Annotated in this window: 13 protein-coding genes; 7 read left to right on the top strand and 6 right to left on the bottom strand. The window is 70.3% G+C overall.

From position 1 onward, the window contains the following. Positions 1–10: 10 nt before the first annotated feature. The 4 genes from JQX11_RS13715 to JQX11_RS13700 all read right to left on the bottom strand — a co-directional run bounded on the left by JQX11_RS13715 (position 11) and on the right by JQX11_RS13700 (position 4,252). On the bottom strand, positions 11–559 hold the full coding sequence (locus JQX11_RS13715) for a cupin domain-containing protein (protein WP_204925366.1): 549 nt from the start codon (positions 557–559) through the stop codon (positions 11–13). Between the two features lie 17 nt (positions 560–576). Beyond that, positions 577–1,692, bottom strand: coding sequence for a type III polyketide synthase (locus tag JQX11_RS13710; protein ID WP_204925365.1), 1,116 nt, complete (start codon positions 1,690–1,692; stop codon positions 577–579). Between the two features lie 112 nt (positions 1,693–1,804). Then, the gene (locus JQX11_RS13705; RefSeq protein WP_204925364.1) at positions 1,805–2,563 is read right to left on the bottom strand and encodes a DUF3050 domain-containing protein; all 759 of its coding nucleotides are present in this window, start codon (positions 2,561–2,563) and stop codon (positions 1,805–1,807) included. 105 nt (positions 2,564–2,668) lie between these two features. Next, a complete protein-coding gene (locus JQX11_RS13700) occupies positions 2,669–4,252 on the bottom strand; it encodes an AMP-binding protein (protein WP_204925363.1) in 1,584 nt (527 codons plus the stop codon). Positions 4,253–5,915: 1,663 nt separating this feature from the next. On the opposite strand from JQX11_RS13700, the gene JQX11_RS13695 reads away from it, so the two are divergent. The 5 genes from JQX11_RS13695 to JQX11_RS13675 all read left to right on the top strand — a co-directional run bounded on the left by JQX11_RS13695 (position 5,916) and on the right by JQX11_RS13675 (position 13,127). Beyond that, complete coding sequence (locus JQX11_RS13695; RefSeq protein WP_204925362.1) at positions 5,916–8,648, top strand: ATP-binding protein; 2,733 nt, start codon at positions 5,916–5,918, stop codon at positions 8,646–8,648. An 86-nt stretch (positions 8,649–8,734) separates the two neighbouring features. Continuing rightward, positions 8,735–9,805 (top strand): methyltransferase, encoded by a 1,071-nt coding sequence (locus JQX11_RS13690; RefSeq protein ID WP_204925361.1) that lies wholly within the window; start codon positions 8,735–8,737, stop codon positions 9,803–9,805. Positions 9,806–9,887: 82 nt separating this feature from the next. Beyond that, entirely contained in the window at positions 9,888–10,886 is a 999-nt protein-coding gene (locus JQX11_RS13685; protein ID WP_204925360.1) for a methyltransferase, read from the top strand. A 78-nt stretch (positions 10,887–10,964) separates the two neighbouring features. Then, positions 10,965–11,879, top strand: coding sequence for an aromatic prenyltransferase (locus JQX11_RS13680; RefSeq protein ID WP_204925359.1), 915 nt, complete (start codon positions 10,965–10,967; stop codon positions 11,877–11,879). A gap of 57 nt (positions 11,880–11,936) precedes the next feature. Beyond that, positions 11,937–13,127 (top strand): cytochrome P450 family protein, encoded by a 1,191-nt coding sequence (locus JQX11_RS13675; protein WP_204925358.1) that lies wholly within the window; start codon positions 11,937–11,939, stop codon positions 13,125–13,127. A gap of 172 nt (positions 13,128–13,299) precedes the next feature. Here JQX11_RS13675 and wrbA read toward each other — a convergent pair whose 3' ends face one another. Then, complete coding sequence (gene wrbA / locus JQX11_RS13670) at positions 13,300–13,908, bottom strand: NAD(P)H:quinone oxidoreductase (RefSeq protein WP_204925357.1); 609 nt, start codon at positions 13,906–13,908, stop codon at positions 13,300–13,302. A gap of 307 nt (positions 13,909–14,215) precedes the next feature. Here wrbA and sigJ point away from each other — a divergent pair, with 307 nt between their 5' ends. Both sigJ and JQX11_RS13660 read left to right on the top strand, forming a co-directional pair. After that, on the top strand, positions 14,216–15,139 hold the full coding sequence (gene sigJ, locus JQX11_RS13665; RefSeq protein ID WP_232377848.1) for an RNA polymerase sigma factor SigJ: 924 nt from the start codon (positions 14,216–14,218) through the stop codon (positions 15,137–15,139). 110 nt (positions 15,140–15,249) lie between these two features. Continuing rightward, a complete protein-coding gene (locus tag JQX11_RS13660) occupies positions 15,250–16,476 on the top strand; it encodes a cellulose binding domain-containing protein (protein WP_204925356.1) in 1,227 nt (408 codons plus the stop codon). 25 nt (positions 16,477–16,501) lie between these two features. Here JQX11_RS13660 and JQX11_RS13655 read toward each other — a convergent pair whose 3' ends face one another. Next, positions 16,502–18,859 carry a low temperature requirement protein A gene (locus JQX11_RS13655; RefSeq protein WP_204925355.1) on the bottom strand — a complete coding sequence of 786 codons (2,358 nt, stop codon included), beginning with the start codon at positions 18,857–18,859 and terminating at the stop codon, positions 16,502–16,504. Positions 18,860–19,100: the final 241 nt, after the last annotated feature.

Here is a 19,100-nt window from a genome sequence, read left to right as displayed (position 1 = left end):
CATCTCCCCACTACGCCGGATTGCCGTTGGTGCCGGTCAGGGCCGGGAGGCCGTAGCGCAGGGGGGTGATCTGGTCGACGTCGTACCTGTCGCGCAGTCGCTGCACGGCGTCGGGGTCCACCGATTTCCCTGCGGAGAAGATCTCCACGATCTCCTCGAAGTAGTTCTCGTGGTCGGGCGACGGATGGCTCTGGAACAGCATCCGCGCCGGCTCGTCGGTGGAGTTGCGGAACGCGTGCGGGCAGCCGGCCGGGACGAACATGCAGCTACCCGGACCCGCCGTCACCACCCGGTCCCCGTCGGCGGACGCCCAGTCCTGCCACCCGTGCGGGGTGCGGGTGGTGGGTTCGAACGCCAGCAGGTCGAGTCGGCCGTCGAGGACGTAGAAGAACTCCTGCGCGTGGTGATGGGTGTGCGCCCCGACGTCGAAGCCGGGTGGCACCACCACCTCGAAGATCGACGTGGCCGAGCCGTGTGCCTCGGTCACCTTGAAGGTGACCTCCTGTGCCTTGGTGATCAGCTTGCGTCCCTCGCCGGGTGGGACGATGAGGCCACTCATGCGATGTTCCCCTCTCCCTAGACCAGTTCCGGGTCGCGGTGCGCAACCGCGGCGGCGGGGGGCGCCAGGTCCAGGGCCGCGCGGGTGTCGGTGCTCCAGCTGCCCACCGCCATCTCGGCGGTGATGCCGGGGCCGAAGGCCGCGATGATCCCGTGGTCCCCCGGGGACGGCGGATCCTCGTCGAAGAGCCTGCGGGCGGCGTCGAGGACGACCGCGCTGGCGATGTTGCCGTACTCGGTCAGGGTCGCCCAGCTGTGCCGGAACATCTCCCGGTCGACGTCGAGGAACTTGGCGAGGTCGTCCAGGATGCGCGGACCGCCGGCGTGGATGAGGTAGAAGTCGAGCTTGCCGACGTCCCAGCCGTGGCCGTCGGTGAAGCGGCGCAGCACCGGGGCGAGGGGTTCCATCGTGCCGGGCACCCGGCGATCCAGCTGGAAGTGGAATCCGGTGGACCGGACGGCGTAGGAGATCCAGTCCTCGGTGTCCGGGATCAGGTACGAGGCGTTGCGTTCCAGCGTGATGCCGGTGCCACCGTGGCCCCGCACCACGGCGGCCGCCACCGCGTCGCCGAACAGCCCGTCGGACAGCAGCGAACCGACCCCGTCGTCGGTGGGTTGGTAGCAGAGCGAACAGAGCTCGCAGGAGACGATCAGCACGTTGCCCCCGGGGTACGCGGTGCAGAAGTCGTGCGCCCTGTTGATCGCCGTCCCACCGGCCGCGCAGCCCAACTGCGCGATCGGGAGCTGCCGGGTGTCCGGTCGGAAGCCCATCGTGTTGATCAGCCAGGCGGTCAGCGACGGCATCATGAAGCCGGTGCACGACACGTAGATGATCGCGTCGATGTCCCGCGCGGTCACCCCGGCGTGTGCCAGGGCCTGCTCGATGACGCCCGGACAGCGCTTCTTGGACTCGATCTCGTAGATCCGGTTGCGCTCCTCGAAACCCGGGTGGCGCAGCGCCTGCTCGATCGGCTGCACGATGTGCCGCTTGCGTACCCCGGTGTTCCCGATCAGTCGGAGCGCGAGCGGAAGCTGCGGGTTGCCGGCGTGGACCGTCCTGGCGAACTCCAGGGTCTCTTCCATCGTGACGACGTGTTCCGGTACACCCACCGACGGCTTGCACAACGTAGGCATCTCGGGAAACCACTCTCTCTCGGCATTCGGGGGTCACCGGCCGCTGGCCTGGTCGGGGCGTCCGGGCACCCAGGCCCGGTCCCTGACCGGCGGTCCGGCGGGACGTGATCGGTCAACGAACTGCGTCGAACTCCGCGAGCACCCCGTCCCAGAGGCCGATGCGTGCCCTGACCGCCGCGATGCTGACGGCGGTGGCCTCGGCCTCACGCTGCGGGTCGCCGTCGCAGAGCGCGGCGAGCAGCCGCAGGGCGAGCGGCCCGTGTTCGTCGTGGTCGAGGGCGATGTGGCGGTCGAGGTAGTGACGGAACACCGGCGCGTTGGCGAGTACGTCGTCGACGTTGGCGCGGACCGCCGAGAAGACGTCGGGCAGCAGGTTCTCCCGGCCGTGGCAGAACGACGACGCCACCTCGTGCGGTGCGCCGTCCAGCGCCACGGTGAGGGTGTGGCCGACGAAGTCGCGGACACTGGGCGGGATCTGCTCGTCCTTGAGCGCCGCAGTCGGGCTGACACCGCGGTCGAGGGCGGCGAGGAACCCGTCGATCGGCGCGGTGTCGGCACCGATCTCGTCCATGGCCCGTCGGTACAGCTCGAAGTGGCTGACGTAACCCCCGCCGATGTCCTCGTCGGTCTCCTCGGCCAGGACGATCTCCAGGATGAACCGGCCGTGCTCGGCGTGCCCCCGGGGTCGCCAGGGCAGGGTCACCGAGGTCACCTCGGTCTGTAGGCGCTTGAGCAGGGTGAAGAAGTCCCATACGGCGAAGACGTGGTGCTTCATGAAGATCCGCAGCCGCTCCTCGGTGGAGATCTGCGCATAGAGGGGGTGGTCGATCAGCCTGGCCCGTGCCGTGTCGAACTCAGCATGCGCGGTCAACTTCTTCTCCCGGTCAATCGATGGGACGTCGTGGGGGTCAGCCGACCCGACGGGGGCGGCCGGCACCGTGGGTCGGGCCCGCGACCGTCGACGTGGCGGTGCCCGTCAGCTCCGCTTCTCCAGCTCACCCTGGAGCCGGTGTGACAACGCGATCCGCTGGACCTTCAGGGTGCCGGTACGGGGCAGGTCGGCCTGGGGGATCTGGATCGGGGCGGCCAGTTGGGGGAACCTGGCGGCGGCGGTACGCCATCGGTCGAGGTCGAGCGGCTGGTCGTCCCGGGTGCAGATGACCGGGATCGGCTCGGAGTTCGGGCCGGGCACCACGACCAACTCGGTCAGTTCCTCCAGTTCCCCGAGCATGACGTCCTCGACCTCCAGCGCGCTGCGCAACCCGGGGATCATGTCGACCTCCCGATCGAACATGTGCAGGCAGCCGAACCTGGTCCGGTAGCCGACGTCCCCGGTGCGCCACCACTCGTCGTCCCGGTTGGTGTCGTACCGCTCCTGCTCGGCGAAGTAGGTCTTGGCCAGGCCGGGCCAGGCGACCTCGATGAAGCCGGGATTCGTCTCCGAGGGTCGCCTGCCGTTGCGGCTGACCACCCGGATCCGCGCGCATCCCGGCATCGCCCAGCCGACACAGCGGCCGTTCGCCCGGTGGGCGGAGTGGCGGAAGTACGGTCGGCCGACGGCCGGGCCGACCTCGCTCTGGCCGTAGATCTGGAAGAACAGCGCTCCCCGCCGCTCGGAGGACCTGAGCAGCCGGCTCATCGTCCGGGGGTGGATCGCGTCGAACGTCGTGCTGAAGTACTTGATCGACGCGAACGGCTTGCGCCGGTCCTCGGTGAGTCGCTCCCACTCCATCAGCGAGTTGGGGAGCACCTCGATGAATCCCGGCCGGTTGGCGAGGAACAGGTCGGCGACGCGGTCCGGATCGGACTCCCGCATGAGCAGTACGGGCATCTCGAAGAACAACGCCAGTGCCATCGCTGCGAACATCCGTGAGTGCACGAAGGAGATGTGGATCGCGACCGTCTCCCGTCGGCGCATCAGCGACAGCAGCCGCCACTGCGGCGTGAGCCGGGCGCCCATCGTCTGCGGCGTGTGCACGACGAGCTTGGGCAGTCCGGTGGTACCCGAGGTGTGGGTGATCATCGCTGGCTCGTCGAACTTCCGGCACACCGGTGTGATCCGCGGGGAGCCGGCGAGGTCGGCGAGCGACGCCGTACCGGGGCGGCGCCCCGTCACGGTGACCACCCGCCTGGTGAGTTCGGCGAGTGGCACGTCGGCCAGGTCGTCGAGCTTACGGTCATCGGTGAGCAGGTTCGGCTGCTCCAGCCGGCCGAGGAGCGCGCCGACGGTGGCGGCGTCCAGGGCGGGCGAGAGCAGCACGGGCACCGCGCCGACGCGCGACGCGGCGCTCGCCAGCACCCAGACGTCGAAGTTGGCGCTCTTGTAGATCGCGATCCGTTCTCCCGGTCGTACCCCGGCCGCCCACAGCCGGGCCGCCAGGTCGTCCACGTGGCCGGCGATCTCGGCCACCGTCAGCCGCCGGCCCGCCTGCGGGAGGACGTCCAGGTCGTGGTCGAGGGTGAGCAGGGTGGACCTGTTCCGGGCCGCGGCCATCTGCGGTACGAGACCGAGGTGCAGGCCGTCCTTCCGGATCGAGCGGTGGATCGCGGAGCCCTTCATCTGAACCGCCTCCTCGGGATCTCTGACGGCCGTTCGGGCCGTTGTTGCGTACCGGTGCGTGTGAGGGGTCCACGCCCCTGCGGCGCGGGGTGCACCGGCCCGGCCGGGTCGATCGGTCCGGGACGCCGCGACCTCGATCGGGAGGAGTCGCCGGTGCGTGGACGGTGCTGGTTCGGTGACGCGCCGGCCCTGCTCTGCTACGGCTGTGCCCATCTGCGCCGGTCGACATCGGTCCCGGCGGCGTCCTGCTCCCGCTTCCGGGTGCGCTGCCTCGCACAGCATCGAGTACGGGGCTTGACCCGGACTGTCCGGCGGCTTGGTGCCGGCTTGGTGCGGTCTTGGACCAGCGCGCCGGTCAGGCGATCCACCGGCGCTACACACCCGGTCGTCTCGACGTCCCGTCCTCGCCGCCGGCCGGTCCGGCGTGATCCGGGCCGATCTGGACGGGCCGGGCGACCTCGGTGTCCGGGCGCGGTGCCGCCAGGCTGCCGGGTGGCGAGGAGGTGAGGTGCTCGGTCGCGGTGGTCGTGCACGGTCTCCAGCCGGTCTCGGCGGGACCGCCCCGCTTTTCTGCCCGGGGCCAGGTATCCGACGCGACACTTTCGTGCCTGCGGTACCGCCTTGATGTCGACCGGGGCTGCGGTTCGTCGGAAACCGTTTTCGAGGCGGTTTCGTCGGCGCGCTCCCGTCGTACCCTTAGGGGAAACCGGACTCCGTCGCCGGCCGGCAGCAGTCTCCGTGAGTTCGACCATATGCGCCGGGTGTCGCGTATTGGTGAGGTCGACAGGTGGGAGAGCCTGTCCGGAGGGCGTCCCCGGGGGCCACTTGCCGAAAATTCGCTTGCAATAACAATCGATCACCAGCGCCCGTGTCGTCGATTATCCGATCACCGCGTCGGGTGGTCCGGTCGGCAGGCCGCGTCAAGTCGATTCCAAGTCGACACCAAGCCGACGGCAAGAGGGATGCCCGAAAATGGCGCCGCGCAGCCTGGCCCGCTGTAGCCGCCGGTGACGTCACGCGTCGACGGGGGACACCGGTCGGCCCCGGCGTGCGTACGGCCGGTCGGTGGCCACTGGCCGGTGTGTCCGCGCGGGCCCGTGGGTCGGTGTGGTTCGCTGGTCCGGCCCCGGCGGCGCACGCTGCGACGGCGCGGAATGCTGAGCTGGGCGGGCCGTTGTGGATCGACTGTGGCCGCCGTCCGGCTGGCCCGGGGCGGACCCGGAACGCGTCCGCCGGAAATGCGCCGGGCAGCATGGACGCACCCCGGCCGGCAGCCGTGATCGCGCATAAGGGTACGCCGAAGTGGCACCGTGATCATCCAGGCGGCGGAAACCCGACACCATCCACCCCGGCCTAACATCGTGACGCCTTTTCGGTGATGTCAACGGGTGCCCGAAGCGAGGGCGTCCCGACTCGATACCATCAATGACCTGCATCGATTAGCGAAGGTTATGGTCCTTATTGCCACCACCTCCGGTCGGCGGTAGCGTTTTGCCCGGCAACATGAGCGCAGCCTAGGTAGCCGCGGGGGAAGGGGCACCGTCATGCGGTCTGCGGTCCATGCCCGGGTAACGGGCAAGCGGGACCACAAACCATTTGGTATCGTCACACCGGACCCGTGTCGTTGCGCTTCTTCCGCTGTTCACACCGGAAGTGCCGACGCATGATCAATATTGCTGCGGGGTCCTCATTCCGTACCGCGTCGGACCCCTCCCGAAGGGATGAGGCGCGGGTCGCCTGCCGGGTCCTGGCGGAGTTCCGCGCGCTGGGGCCGCTGGAGGCGGTGGTCGCGGGCCGACTGGTCGATCTGGGCGCACCGAAGCAGCGCGCGCTGTTGGCGTTGCTGGTGAGCCGGGCCGGTCAGCCGGTGGCGGTCGAGGTGATTCTGGAAGCGCTGTGGGCGGAGCACCCACCGCCGTCGGCGATGGCCTCGTTGCAGGCGTACGTGGCCAATCTGCGCCGGGTGCTGGAGCCGGACCGGGCACCACGGACCCCGGCCACGGTGTTGCGCACCTGCCCGCCCGGCTACCTGCTGGACAGGCGGGTCGTGGACGTCGACGTCCACCGGTTCAGCGGACATGCCACGGCCGGCTGGCAGGCGTGGGACCGGGGCGACGCGCAGCAGGCGCTACGCGAGTTCGAGACCGCCCTGTCGCTCTGGCGTGGGCAGGCCTACGCGGAGGTGGCGTACGCCCCCTGCATCGTGCCGGAGGTGGCGCGACTGGAGGAGTTGCGGCTGTCGGTTGTCGAGGCGCGCTGTGCGGCGCTCCTGGCGGTCGGCGCGCACGAGGTGGCCGTCGCCGAACTCGACGCGTTCGTCCACGCCTATCCGTTGCGCGAGTACGGCTGCGAGCTGTTAAGCCTGGCGTTGTACCGGGCGGGCCGGCAGGCCGACGCGCTGGGTGTGCTGCGGGCGACCCAGCGGCGGCTGTCCGAGGAACTGGGCATCGACCCACGACCGTCACTCCAGCACCTGGAACGCGAGATTCTCAACCAGGTGCCGGCGCTGGAGTGGCGTCCCGCCCCGCCTGTCGCGGTGCCGACCGGTCCCGACCGGCCCGCCGCGACGGGGCGGGCCCGGACGACCGGCCCGCTCCCACCGGCAGCACCGTCGCCGCTGGTGGACGGCGAGGTATTCGTCGGCCGGGAGGACGCCCTGCGGCAACTGCTCGACGCGTTGACCGGGGCGACCGGTCGGGGCCGGGTGGTGACCGTCTCCGGTGAGCCCGGCATCGGCAAGACCAGCCTGCTGCGCCGGTTCGCCATGCTGGCGGGTGCGCCGGTGCTCTGGGGCAGCTGCCCGGAACACGTCGTCGCACCGCCCCTGTGGTTGTGGGAGCAGATCCTGCGGGCGGCCGGCACCTGCTTCCCGCACCATCCCGTGCCCGCGCCGGTGGCCGAACTCCTCAACGGCGACCACCAGCAGATGGCGGACGGCACCGAGGTGGCCACGGCCACGCTGCGCCGGTTCGAGGCGATCCTGCACTACCTGACCGACGCATCCCAGGCCGCACCCCTGGTGATCGTCTTCGACCACCTGCACCGGGCCGATGCGAGTTCCCTGAAGTTGTTGGCCCACCTGGCCGAGTCGGTGCCGGAGAACCGCCTCCTGCTGGCGGTGTCCTACCGGTCGGGGGAGGCGGCGTCCCTGGCCGAGACGCTTGCCGCACTCGCCCGCTCGGAGCTGACCCGGATAGAGCTCGCGGGTCTGGACGTCCGGGAGACCAGGTGCCTGGCGAGCGACCTGCTGCACCGGGAGGTCGGTAGGCCGACCGCCGAGGGGCTCTGGGAACGCACCGAGGGCAACCCGTTCTTCCTGCGGGAACTCATCAAGCTGTTGACCACCGACGAGCATCTCGCGCATCCGCACACGGTGCCGGTGCCCGTGCCGGTACGTGAGGTGGTGCTTCGTCGGATGGGCTGTCTCCCGCAGTCCGCCCTCGACGTGGTGTCGGTGGCCGCCGTCGCCGGCCGACACTTCGCCATCGAGATCGTCGCCGAGGCGGCCGGCATCGGGATCGAGTCGGCGTTGGAGATCATGGACGCCGCCGGCGCGGTGGGCCTGATCGTCGAGGACGAGCAGCGACTGGGATGGTTCCGCTTCACCCACGCCCTGGCCGCCGAGGCGCTCTACGAGTCGATCGGGCGACTGCGCCGGGTCAGGCTGCACCGACGGATCGGGATGGCGGCGGTCCGGGCCTGGGCGGGTGTTCCGGAACGAGCCGCCGAGATCGCCCGGCACTGGCTGCTGGCCGCCGAACTCGATCCCGCAGCCGCCGCCCGCGCCTGTACGTACGCGGCCGCCGCGGCACGGGCGGCCGACACCCGACTGGCGTTCGGGGAGGCCGCCACACTCTGGCGGCAGGCCCTGACCGCCGCGGAGTTGGCTCAGCGGGAGGATTTCGACAGGTATCCGCTGCTGCTCGGGCTGGGCACCAGCCTGTACCGCGCCGGGAACCCGCGCGACGGGTTGCCCGTGTTCATCCAGGCCATCGAGGAGTCACTGGTCGTGGGGGAGTCCCGTGGCAAACCGGCCACCTCCCGGCTGGTAGCCGTGGCGGCGGCGGCGGTCGGCGAGCCGCTCTGGCGTCAGTCCGGCGACGGTGAGGCCGGCCGTCGGCTCGTCGACGCCCTGGAGCGCGCACTGGCACAGGTGACCGACCCGGTGTCCCATGCCCTGCTGCTGTCCTGCCTGGGCGTGGCCCGCATGCGCGACGACGACCGGGGTCGCCGGGTCGCCCTGTCGGACGAGGCGCTTGCGCTGACCCGGCTCGTGAACGACCGCCTGGCCCTGACCGACCTCCCCCAAGTCGATGCCAACCGGTCGAACAGTCCCGGCCAAGCCCGGTGGTCGATGCTCGACGGCAGATCCGATCAGGGGCCGAACCCTAACTGACCATCAGCCGGTCCCGGGACGTTCCGTGGTGGGTGCCGGGGTCACCTGTCGTGCCGCGGCAGCAAACAATTCGGAGGGATCAGTACATGACGCCAGAAGCCACGCTCGCCCGGTTCCGTGAGTACATGGTGGGGCCGACGCGATTCATGAACCTGCTGTCCTGTTTCGAGCTCGGGCTGATCGATCGGTTGCGGGAGAACCCGGGTCTGACGGCGGTGAAGCTCGGTGACGCGGTGGGGGTGAAGCCGGACGCGGTGGAGCAGCTCCTGCAGTTGATGGTCAAGGAGGGCTTCGTCGCGTACGACGAGGGTTCACGCGCCTACTCGCTGGACGCCCTCGGTGGCGTCGCGGAGGCCGACCTCGACCGCGCGCTCGCCTTCATGAAGATGATCAAAGTGGCCATGCTCCGGCAGATGTTCTATCTCACCGAGAGCGTGCAGACCGGAACGCTCGTGGGGCTCAAGGAGTTGTACGGCTTCGACGGCACGCTCTTCGACGCCGCGGCCGAACACCAGGACATCCTCGAGTCGTGGGGCCGGTTGGCGCAGCTGGAGACCGGCCACGTCTACGGCTGGTTCTTCGAGAACCTCGACATTCCGGCCGGCGCGCGGGTGCTCGACCTGCTCGGCGGAAACGGTCTCGGATCGATCATGACCTACCGGTCGAAGGCGTCACCGGGCCTGCACGTCACGAACTTCGACGCGCCCGGCAAGGAGGAGGAGTCGCTGCGCAACTTCCGGGAACACGGCGTCGAGGAACACTGCTCGTTCGTCGGCGGCGACATCTTCACGGATGTCCCGACCGGTTTCGACGTGGTGCTGATCAAGCACTACCTCGACATGTACGACAGGGGTGACGTGCTCAGGATCCTCAGGAGCGCCAACGGGGCCCTGGAGGTCGGTGGTCAGCTCGTGATCCTGGCGCCGGTCTATCCCGAGGACGTCACCGATCGCGACGACTCCCAGGTCGACTTCTTCCCGACGTTCCTGCTCGGCTGCGCCACCGCTCAGGGCGGGTTGCAGAAGGTGTCGACGTACCGCGACTGGCTTGCCGAGTGCGGCTTCGAGCTGACCCGGGTGGTCGGCAAGGACCCCGCCGACATCCCACCGGACGCCATCCCGAGACGGTTCATCCTCTTCGCGACGAAGACCGCATGACCAGCCGGGACCGGAGCGCCCCACCGACCCCCGTCGCCGGCACCGGGTGCGCACTGCACCCCCACACCCGAGCAGGAGCAGCATGACCAGCGACCAGCCCACCCCGGACCGCATCATGCACCTCGTCAACGGCTACTGGGCCACCGGCATCCTCGGCGCGGCGGCGAGCCACTCGCTCTTCACCCACCTGGAGGCCGGCGCGGACACCGCCGGCGGGTTGGCCGACCGGTCCGGCATCTCCGAGCGCGGAGCGCAGACCCTCCTGGACGGGCTCGTCGGCATCGGCCTGGTCGAGCTGCACGACGGTCGCTACCGCAACACCGCCGAGGCGAGCACCTTCCTGGTCGAGGGGAAACCCACCAGCCTGAGCGAGTTCGCCAAGCTCAAGATGACCCACATGGCTGCGCTGGCGGACCTGCCGGAGGTGGTCCGTGCCGGCGGACCGATCAGGGCCGCGACCGTGGAGGTCGCCGACAACCCCCACTGGAAGAAGGTGGTGACGGCCATCGCCCCGCAGTCCGTCCCGGTCACGGCGATCGTCGCCGAACTGCTGGGACTGGCGGACGCCGGCGAGATCTCGATCCTGGATCTCGGCGGCGGCTCGGGGATCTTCTCGGCCGCGTGGCTCGGGCTGAACCCGGCGGCCCGGGCCACCCAGCTCGACTGGGCGCCGATCAACGCGATCGCCCGCCGGCTGGTCGCCGAGCAGGGGGTCGCGGACCGGTTCACCTGCATCGACGGGGACTTCCACAGCACCGAGTTGGCGGCCGCCGCCTACGACGTCGTGGTCTACTCCCACGTGGCCCACCAGGAGGGCCCGGAGGACAACACGGCCCTGCTCGCGAAGGTGCGCGGCGCGCTGCGGCCCGGCGGCACCCTGGTCATCTGTGACTACGTGGTCGACGACGACCGGAGCGGCCCCTCCTTCTCGCTGATCTTCGCAGCGGAGATGCTGCTCAAGAGCAGGCGGGGCGGGACCTGGCGGCGGGCCGACTACCTGGCATGGCTCGCCAAGGCCGGTTTCGAGGACGTCACCTTCCACCCCACTCCGTCGCCGACCACGGTGATCCTCGCCCGCTAGCCGGGCCAACCCATGCTTCTGCCGCTGCCGACGGGTCGGCCCGTGCTCCGCGCGCCGGCCCGGACACCTGGAGGATGAATGTCCGAGCACCCCGAGTCAGCAGACCTGTACTCGGCCATCGAGGAGTCGGCCCGGTTGCTGGAGGTGCCCTGCTCGCATGAGCGGGTCCAGCCCATCCTGGACGCGTACGCGGATTCGCTGCCGAGTGCCGTCATCGCGCTCCGGGTGGCGACCGGGACGCGGTACCAGGGTGATCTCGACTGGCGCTTCACCGTCGGGAGGGAGGTCGACCCGTACGCGGTGGCGCTGTCGAACGGGCTCACCGGGAGGGCGGACCACCCGGTCGGTGCCCTGCTCGCCGAGATCCGCGGGAACTGTCCGATCGCCGGTTACGGAATCGACTTCGGCGTGGCCGGCGGGTTCAAGAAGATATACGTCTTCTTCCCGCCGGACGGCATGCAGTCGCTGGCCACGCTCGCCGCATGTCCCTCGATGCCCCGCAGTCTGGCCGACAACATGGAGTTCTTCGCCCGGCGCGGCCTCGACGACAGGGTGAACACCTTCGGCATCGACTACCGGCACCGGACGGTGAACGTGTACTTCGGTGCGCTGCCCGACGCATGCCTCACCCCCGAGGGCGTCCTGTCGATGACCCGTGAACTCGGTCTGCCCGATCCGGGCGAGCGGATGCTCCGGCTCGCCCGGCATTCCTTCGGCATCTACGCCAGCCTGGGCTGGGAGTCCTCGGCGGTCGAGCGATTCTGCTTCGCCGTGATGACGTCGGATTCGGCATCCCTCCCGGTCCCGTTGGAACCGAAGATCGAGCAGTTTCTCCGGGGGCTGCCCAACAACGCCGCCGACAGCAGGTTCGTCTACTACGCAGGGGTGTCGTCGACCGGTGAGGAGAACTACAAGGTCCAGTCGTACTACAACTGGCAGCCCCGGATGCTGGACCAGATGTTGCTGTCCGACTCCGGTACGACAAGCGGGTGACGCCACGCGCGTTGTCCCGGTCCGTAGCCGTCGCCGTGTGAGAGAGCAGTGGTGCTGATGAGCGACTCCCCGGATGTCCTCGACCTGACCGGTACGGTGCAGGACTTCCTCACCTCGATGCACGCCGCCGGACCGGTCCGGCAGGTGCGGCTACCCAACGGCGTGCCGGTCTGGATGGTCACCCGGCACGCCGAGGTGCGCGAGGCGCTGAACGATCCCCGCCTGTCCAACCGGGACCAGCACGACTGGTTCGACCAGGGCGCGTTGAGTCCGCAGGTGCGGTCCGCGATGAACACGTCGATGCTGCGTATCGACCCGCCCGACCACACGCGGCTGCGCAGGCTGGTCGCCAAGGCTTTCGTGCCCCGGCGGATCGAGGCGCTGCGTCCCCGGGTCGAACACCTCTCCGGGGATCTGCTGGATCGGCTCGCGGCCGGTGCCGACGAGGCGGATCTCATCGCCGGGTACGCGTCCCCGCTGCCCGTCCAGGTGATCTCCGAACTGCTGGGGGTGCCGGTCGAGGACCGGGCCAACTTCCGGAGGTGGGCCGACGCGTTCAGCGCCGGGCTGGGAGCGCCGGTCTTTCCGGTCCGCGAGGTCACCGACTTCGTGGCGCACCTGCAGGGGTTGGTCGCCCGGCGTCGGGTCGACCCGGACGACGCGCTGCTGTCGGCGTTGATCGCCGCCCGGGACCAGGCCGACCGGCTCACCGAGGACGAGCTGATCTCGACGGCCTTCCTGTTCGTCGTCGCCGGCCACGAGACCACGACGAACCTGATCGGCAACGGTCTCTACCTGCTGTTGCGGACCCCGGAGCTGGCCGACCACATCCGGGCCCACCCCGAGGATCTGCCCCAGGCCATCGAGGAGTTCCTCCGGTACGAGAGCCCCGTGACGGGTGCCGCGTTGCGCACCGTCACCACGGCGATGAACCTTTTCGGTACGGAGGTGGCGGCGGGGGATCTGGTCATGGTGTCCCTGCACGCGGCCAACCGGGACGGCGCCGCGTTCGCCGACGCCGACCGGTTCCTGATGAACCGTGAGCGCAACCCGCACCTCTCGTTCGGCTACGGCATCCACTTCTGCATGGGGGCGCCGCTGGCCCGGATGGAGGCACAGGTCGCCATCGGGGATTTCCTGGCCCGGTTCCCGCAGGCCCGGCTGGCGGTGGATGCCGACGCCATCGAGTGGCACCCGGGCCTGCTCACCCGAGGGCTGGCCGCGCTGCCGGTCCGGCTCGCCGGTTGACGGCGTACGCCACCGGCGGCGTATGACGACCTGTCGCCGGCAGGACGGCCCGGGTGGGTCCGGTCGGGCCGGACGACCACCGTCCCGTCCCCGCTTCGTGGGCCACGTCGAGGGGTGACCCGCCGGCCCGGCCGGCGGGTCACCCCTCCCACGGCTGTCGCCGGAGGTCGGATCAGGCGGGGCGGCCCGCCTTCAGCGCGGCCATGGTGTCGACCACGCGGCGGGCCTGGTAGCGGGCCGCCTGGAGGGTGACGTCACTGGGCGGGCCACCCCCGGCCACGTGGGAGGTGCCGTAGGGGTTGCCCGACTGGAACTGGATCGGGTCGGTGTAGCCGGGAGGAACGATGATCCCGCCCCAGTGGTAGAAGATGTTGGACAGCGACAGGAGGGTCGACTCCTGCCCGCCGTGCGCGCTGTTGGAGGCGGTGAAGGCCGAGTAGACCTTGTTCGAGAGCTTGCCGTGGAACCACAGTGGACCGAGGGTGTCGATGAATGCCTTGAGCTGGCTCGACACGAGACCGAAGCGGGTGGGGGTGCCGAACATGACCGCGTCGGCCCACTCCAGGTCGTCGCCACTGGCCACCTCGACGTCGGCGGTGTCCTGGACGTGCTGGGCCCACTCCTCCCTCGCGTTGACAGCCTCGGCCGGAGCCGTCTCGGCCACCCTGCGCAGGCGTACATTCGCGCCGGCCTTCTCCGCCCCCTCGACCGCGGCCTTGGCCAGCGTGTGCACGGTGCCGGTGGCACTGTAGTAGATGATCGCGAGGTTCACTGGTTCCATGATCGTTCTCTCCCGGTCGGCGGTGCCGTGACGATGGCCGTGGATCAACTGCTGACGGAGCACGGGCCGAAGTGACCCCGGACGAGACCGGCCGGCACCGGCGGCGCGAGGTCCGCCACGACGGTGTCGGTGTCGCCCGGGGCGAGGTTCATGTCAGGTTCTCCCCGCGGTTTGCTGGGATAGTGTTCGGCCTACCGATACGACGAAACAGCCCTGCCGAATGTCAGGCGGCGCTTCGACTCCGCAGCTGCGGGTGCCGTCGGTCGAACCGGTGGGGAAGCGGACGATCAAGGGAGTCGGCGTCAGCATGACCAACCCCAGCGGGCCCGGACTGGACTGGCCCGAGGTGGCCCCGAGTGGACCCGTGAGCGAGCGGTCCCAGCTCATCGGTCTCGCGTACCGGCTGCTCGGGTCCCTGGCCGACGCCGAGGACGTCGTGCAGGAGGCGTACGCCCGCTGGTATGCCCTCTCCCCCGACCAGCGGGGAGCCATCGAGACCCCGGGTGCCTGGCTGACCAGGGTCGCCGGCCGGATCTGCCTCGACGTGCTCGGCTCGGCCCGCGTCCGGCGGGAACGTTACGTGGGGGAGTGGCTTCCGGAGCCCCTGCCCGACAGTGCCGAGTGGACCGGCGACGGTACGGGTGACCCGGTCGACCGGGTCACCCTGGACGAGTCGATCAGCATGGCCTTCCTGGTGGTGCTCGAATCGACGACACCGGCCGAGCGCGTCGCGTTCATCCTGCACGACGTCTTCCGGTACTCCTTCGCCGAGGTGGCCGAGGTCGTCGGCCGTACGCCCGCCGCGTGCCGCCAGTTGGCCTCGTCCGCCCGTCGCCGGGTGCGCGGATCGTCGGCGCCCAGGGTGCCGGCAGCCCGGCAGGCCGGTGTCGTGCGGGCCTTCAAGCAGGCGTGGGAGGACACCGACATCGACGCGCTCGTCGGTCTGCTGACGCCCGACGCCACCGCGACCGGTGACGGCGGCGGACTGGTCAGCGCCGTACTCCACCCGATCGAGGGCGCCGAGCGGATCGCGCGCTTCTTCGCCGATCGGGGCGGTGCGGCCTCCGGCGTCCGACTCCTGGAGCGCACGGTCAACGGGCAACCCGGTCTGGTGGCGCAGGTGGCGGGCGTCGTCGGGGCGGTGCTGGCGTTCGACGTCGAGGGTGAGCGGATCAGGCGCATCTGGACGGTCCTCAATCCCGACAAGCTCCGTGCCTGGACGGCCGGCTGAGCGGTGCGGGGGCCGGTGTCGGACCCGAACGGGTCGAGGTGGCTCGGGAACCGCGCACCGGTTGGTGTAAGTCGTTGACAGTCGTCGATGTATTGACGCACGGTGGACGTATGCCAGGGGTCCGTTCGTCCGCGCCGCGCCGCCGCGTGCGGCCCGGCCTGCTCGTCGCCGTCGTCTCGTCGATCGCCGTGTTCGGCGTGGGAGCGATCGCCGTACCGGCCGCCGGTGCCGGCACCACGACGCCCCCCGGAGCGGCCGCCGGTGGGCTCCCCGGGGTCGCGCCCGCACCCGCCGCGGCACCCCTGACGGGAGCGGCCACGACGCCGCCGCCGACTGCGGCACCCACCACCCCGCCGGGCACACCGAACACCTCGCCCTTCCCGCCGGGCGTGCCCACGAACGTCACCGCCAGCCAGGTCAGGACAAGGTCGGTCACCCTCACCTGGACGGCCGCGACCCCCGGCTGCTGCGCCATCGCCGGCTACGACATCACGTACTACAGCCCCTTCGACGACGTCGTCATGTCGGCAAGCGTCGGCGACGTCACCACCACCACGATCAGCAACTACATCACGCCGGGCCGGCAGTACCTGTTCCGGATCTCCGCCCGGGACGTCGTCGGGCACCGCTCCCTGGCGTCGGAGCCGGTCACCGTGGTCACCCCGGTCACCGACACCGGGCCGGACACCACCCCGCCGAGCGCGCCGCAGAACCTGACCCTCGGCGACGTGACCGACTCGACCGCCACGCTCTCCTGGTCACCGTCGACCGACGACGTCGGGGTGAGCGGCTACAACGTCTACCGCTTCGACGGCTGGTACAGCTCGTTCCTGGTCGCCACCGTGTCGACGACGACGTACACGATCGCGCTCCCCCCGCCGCCCCCGCCGTCGACGCCGCTGCGGTACCAGTTCTACGTGCGGGCCCGCGACGCGGCCGGCAACGTCTCGATCGCCTCCAACACGGTCTTCGCGCCGACGACGCCCACCCCGCCGACGACGCCGATGCCGCCGCCGCCCACCTGCCGGGTGACCTACCAGAACCAGTCCGAGTGGCAGGGCGGGTTCGTCACCGTCGTGACGGTCCAGAACACCGCGACCGCGCCGGTGGACGGCTGGACGCTCACCTTCAGCTTCCGGGGGGACCAGCAGATCACCTCCGGGTGGAACGCGACGACCGGCCAGAGCGGGGCCACGGTGACGGCCCGCAACGTCGACTGGAACCGCGTCATACCGGCGAACGGCTCGGTGAGCTTCGGCATCCAGGGCAGCTGGAGCACCAGCAACGCGCCACCGACCAGCTTCGGGCTCAACGGCAGCCCCTGCACCGCCGGCTGAGCCCGGTCGGGCCGCCGGAGCCGGGTCACGTCCGGGCGGGCCGCCGGGTCCGCGGGTCACCCTCCTGCACCGCCTCGACGACGGCGAAGCCGACGCCGAGCACGGTCAGCAGCAACAACGAGACCACGGACGGCAGCGCGACGGTCACCGGCGCGAGGACGGTGACCACCACCGCGCCGATGAGCCGGTGGGGGCTGACCGTCCGGAAGATCCGCAGCCAGAACATCTGGTTGCCGAACAGGTACAACGCCACCCCGAAGAACAGCGTGTAGTGGCCCAGCAGGGCACTGTGCCGCTCCTGGGACGCGGCCAGGGTCTGGTGCAGGCCGTAGGCGACCAGGACGATCCCGGCCATCATCGGCAGGTGCAGATAGGTGTACGCGTCCCGCGCGGCGCGGACCCGACGGTCCCCCTCGTAGGCCCCGAGGGCGATCCGGGCCGCGTCGATGCCGGTGAAGTAGCTCCACCAGATCGTGCCGAGGGCCACCACCGACGCGACGACGACGACCAGCGTGGGGGCGGAGATCGGCACGTTGTTGATGGAGATGCCGACGGAGAGGACCGCCTCGCCGACGGCGATCAGGATGACCAGGGCGTGCCGGTCGGCCCAGTGCCGGACCAGCCTGATCCGCCACAGCCGCCCACCGGCCCAGTACCCGGCGACGTACTGCACGAGCAGCGCGGCCACCCAGAGCAGCGTGATGGCGGGGTGCCGGGCGACCGCGTCGGGGGCGACCACCTCGATGACGGTGATCACCAGCAGGACGGCGATGGTGGCGGTCGTGGCGACGAACCGGGTCCGGGTGCCCCGCAGGTCGGAGTTCTCCCGGACGAGCTGCCGGAAGATCAACCCCTGCATGAGCTGGACGCCGATGTAACACCCGACGACCAGCAGCGGGCCGGGGAGGCTGCCGGGCAGGGGGACGAAGGCCTGCGGGATCGCCAGCCCGATCAGCAGCACCGCCGTCATGATGCCCGCCGTGCACAGCCGCACCAACGTGCTGTCGTGCCGCACGGCGTTGGCGAGCCAGGTGTACGACGTCCAGGCCCACCACAGCAGCGCCAGCAGGATCATGCCCTGGGCCAGGCCGAGCAGGGTCGGAAACCGGTTCATCACCGCGGTGACCTCGATGAAGGCGTACACGAACACGAGGTCGACGAAGAGTTCCCGAGGGTCGACCGTCCCGACGTGGAGGCTCTCCTGCTCGACCGACTCGTGAAGTTGCCGGTGTTTCCGCCGGAAGAGGGTGTTGTCCAGCACCAGCATCGTGCAGACGGCGGCGACGAGCACCACCAGCGCCTGCACCGCGGTCAGCCGTCCGACCACCGTCAGCAGCGCCGTCAGCAGCGCCACCCCCACCAGCGGACCCCGACCCAGCAACCGGACCGCCCGCCACTCCACCACGACGAGCGCGCCCAGATAGAGCAGCACACCGCCGTACAGGATGGCGACGCCGGCCGACGGCCACGGGTGGGTGCTCTTCGGGGTGGCGTGCGTGTTGAGGTACTTCAGCCCCAGCGCGAAGAAGATCAACCCGCCGATCATGGGCAGGTGCAGCCCGCTGTAGACGTCCCGACCGACCCGGGCGCGGTCCCGCCCGGAGCTGGCCCGCAGGGCCCGTTCGATGATCACCTTGGCCAGGTCGAAGTAGCTCCACCACAGCGCGAAGACCACGGTGATGCCCAGCACCGCCCCGACGGCCAACTGGGAGGTCACCGGGCGGTCCACCCCGAGCCCCTCGCTGGCGCCGATCGAGATGATTGTCTCGCCGAGCGCGATGAGCACGATCAGGGCGTGCCGTTCGGCCAGGTGCCAGGGCGAGACGACCCGCCAGCCGCCCTTGCTGGCCGCCACGAGGATCAGCGAGTCGATCATGAGAGCGCTCGCGAACAGCACAGCCTGCACCAGGGCGGCGTCGACGATCGCCGGCAGCAGCGGCGGCACCAGGTAGGAGGCGAGCAGCACCAGCCCACCGGCGATGAAGATCAACCAGGCGGCGACCACCGACGGCTGTCTGCCCTCGCCCCGGTGGCTGACGAACGTGAGGACGACCATGGCGGTCGCCCTGATCAGCAGATATCCGCAGATCAGCACCATCGGGCCGGGCAGCCCGCCGGCCCGGTCGGTGAACGCCTCGGGTATCGCGACCCCGATCGCCAGCAGGGCGGCGGCGATGCCGAGCATGATCGGGGGCATGATCCCCCGGTCGAGGTGCACCACGTTGCCGAGCCAGACACACGGGGTCCAGCAGTGCCAGAGAAGGAGGATCACGAGCACGCCCTGGACCAACCCGAGGGGGCTGAAATGCTCGGCCATCAGCGTGGTGACGGCCAGGAACGCGAACACGAAGAGCAGATCGACGAAGAGCTCGACCCAGCTCACATCGCCGATGGCCCCGGGGTCACGGGCCACCAGACGCCGACCCCCGGCTGTCGGGTGTGGCGCGGGATCATCCCTCCGCACCCGATAAGCCTCGCAAACCGGACACGGCTTGTCCCGCCAACGTCGATTAGCGGAGCGAACGGTCGGCGCCGGGCGGAATGCACCTCCGCCGCGTACGCCCACCGGGAGCGGGCCGGTGTCTCCCTTGATGCGGGAGACACCGGCCCGGTCCGCGTGGTGC

Source organism: Micromonospora humida (assembly GCF_016901255.1).
Taxonomy (GTDB): Bacteria; Actinomycetota; Actinomycetes; order Mycobacteriales; family Micromonosporaceae; genus Micromonospora; species Micromonospora wenchangensis.
This window is presented reverse-complemented; position numbering and strand designations above follow the sequence as displayed.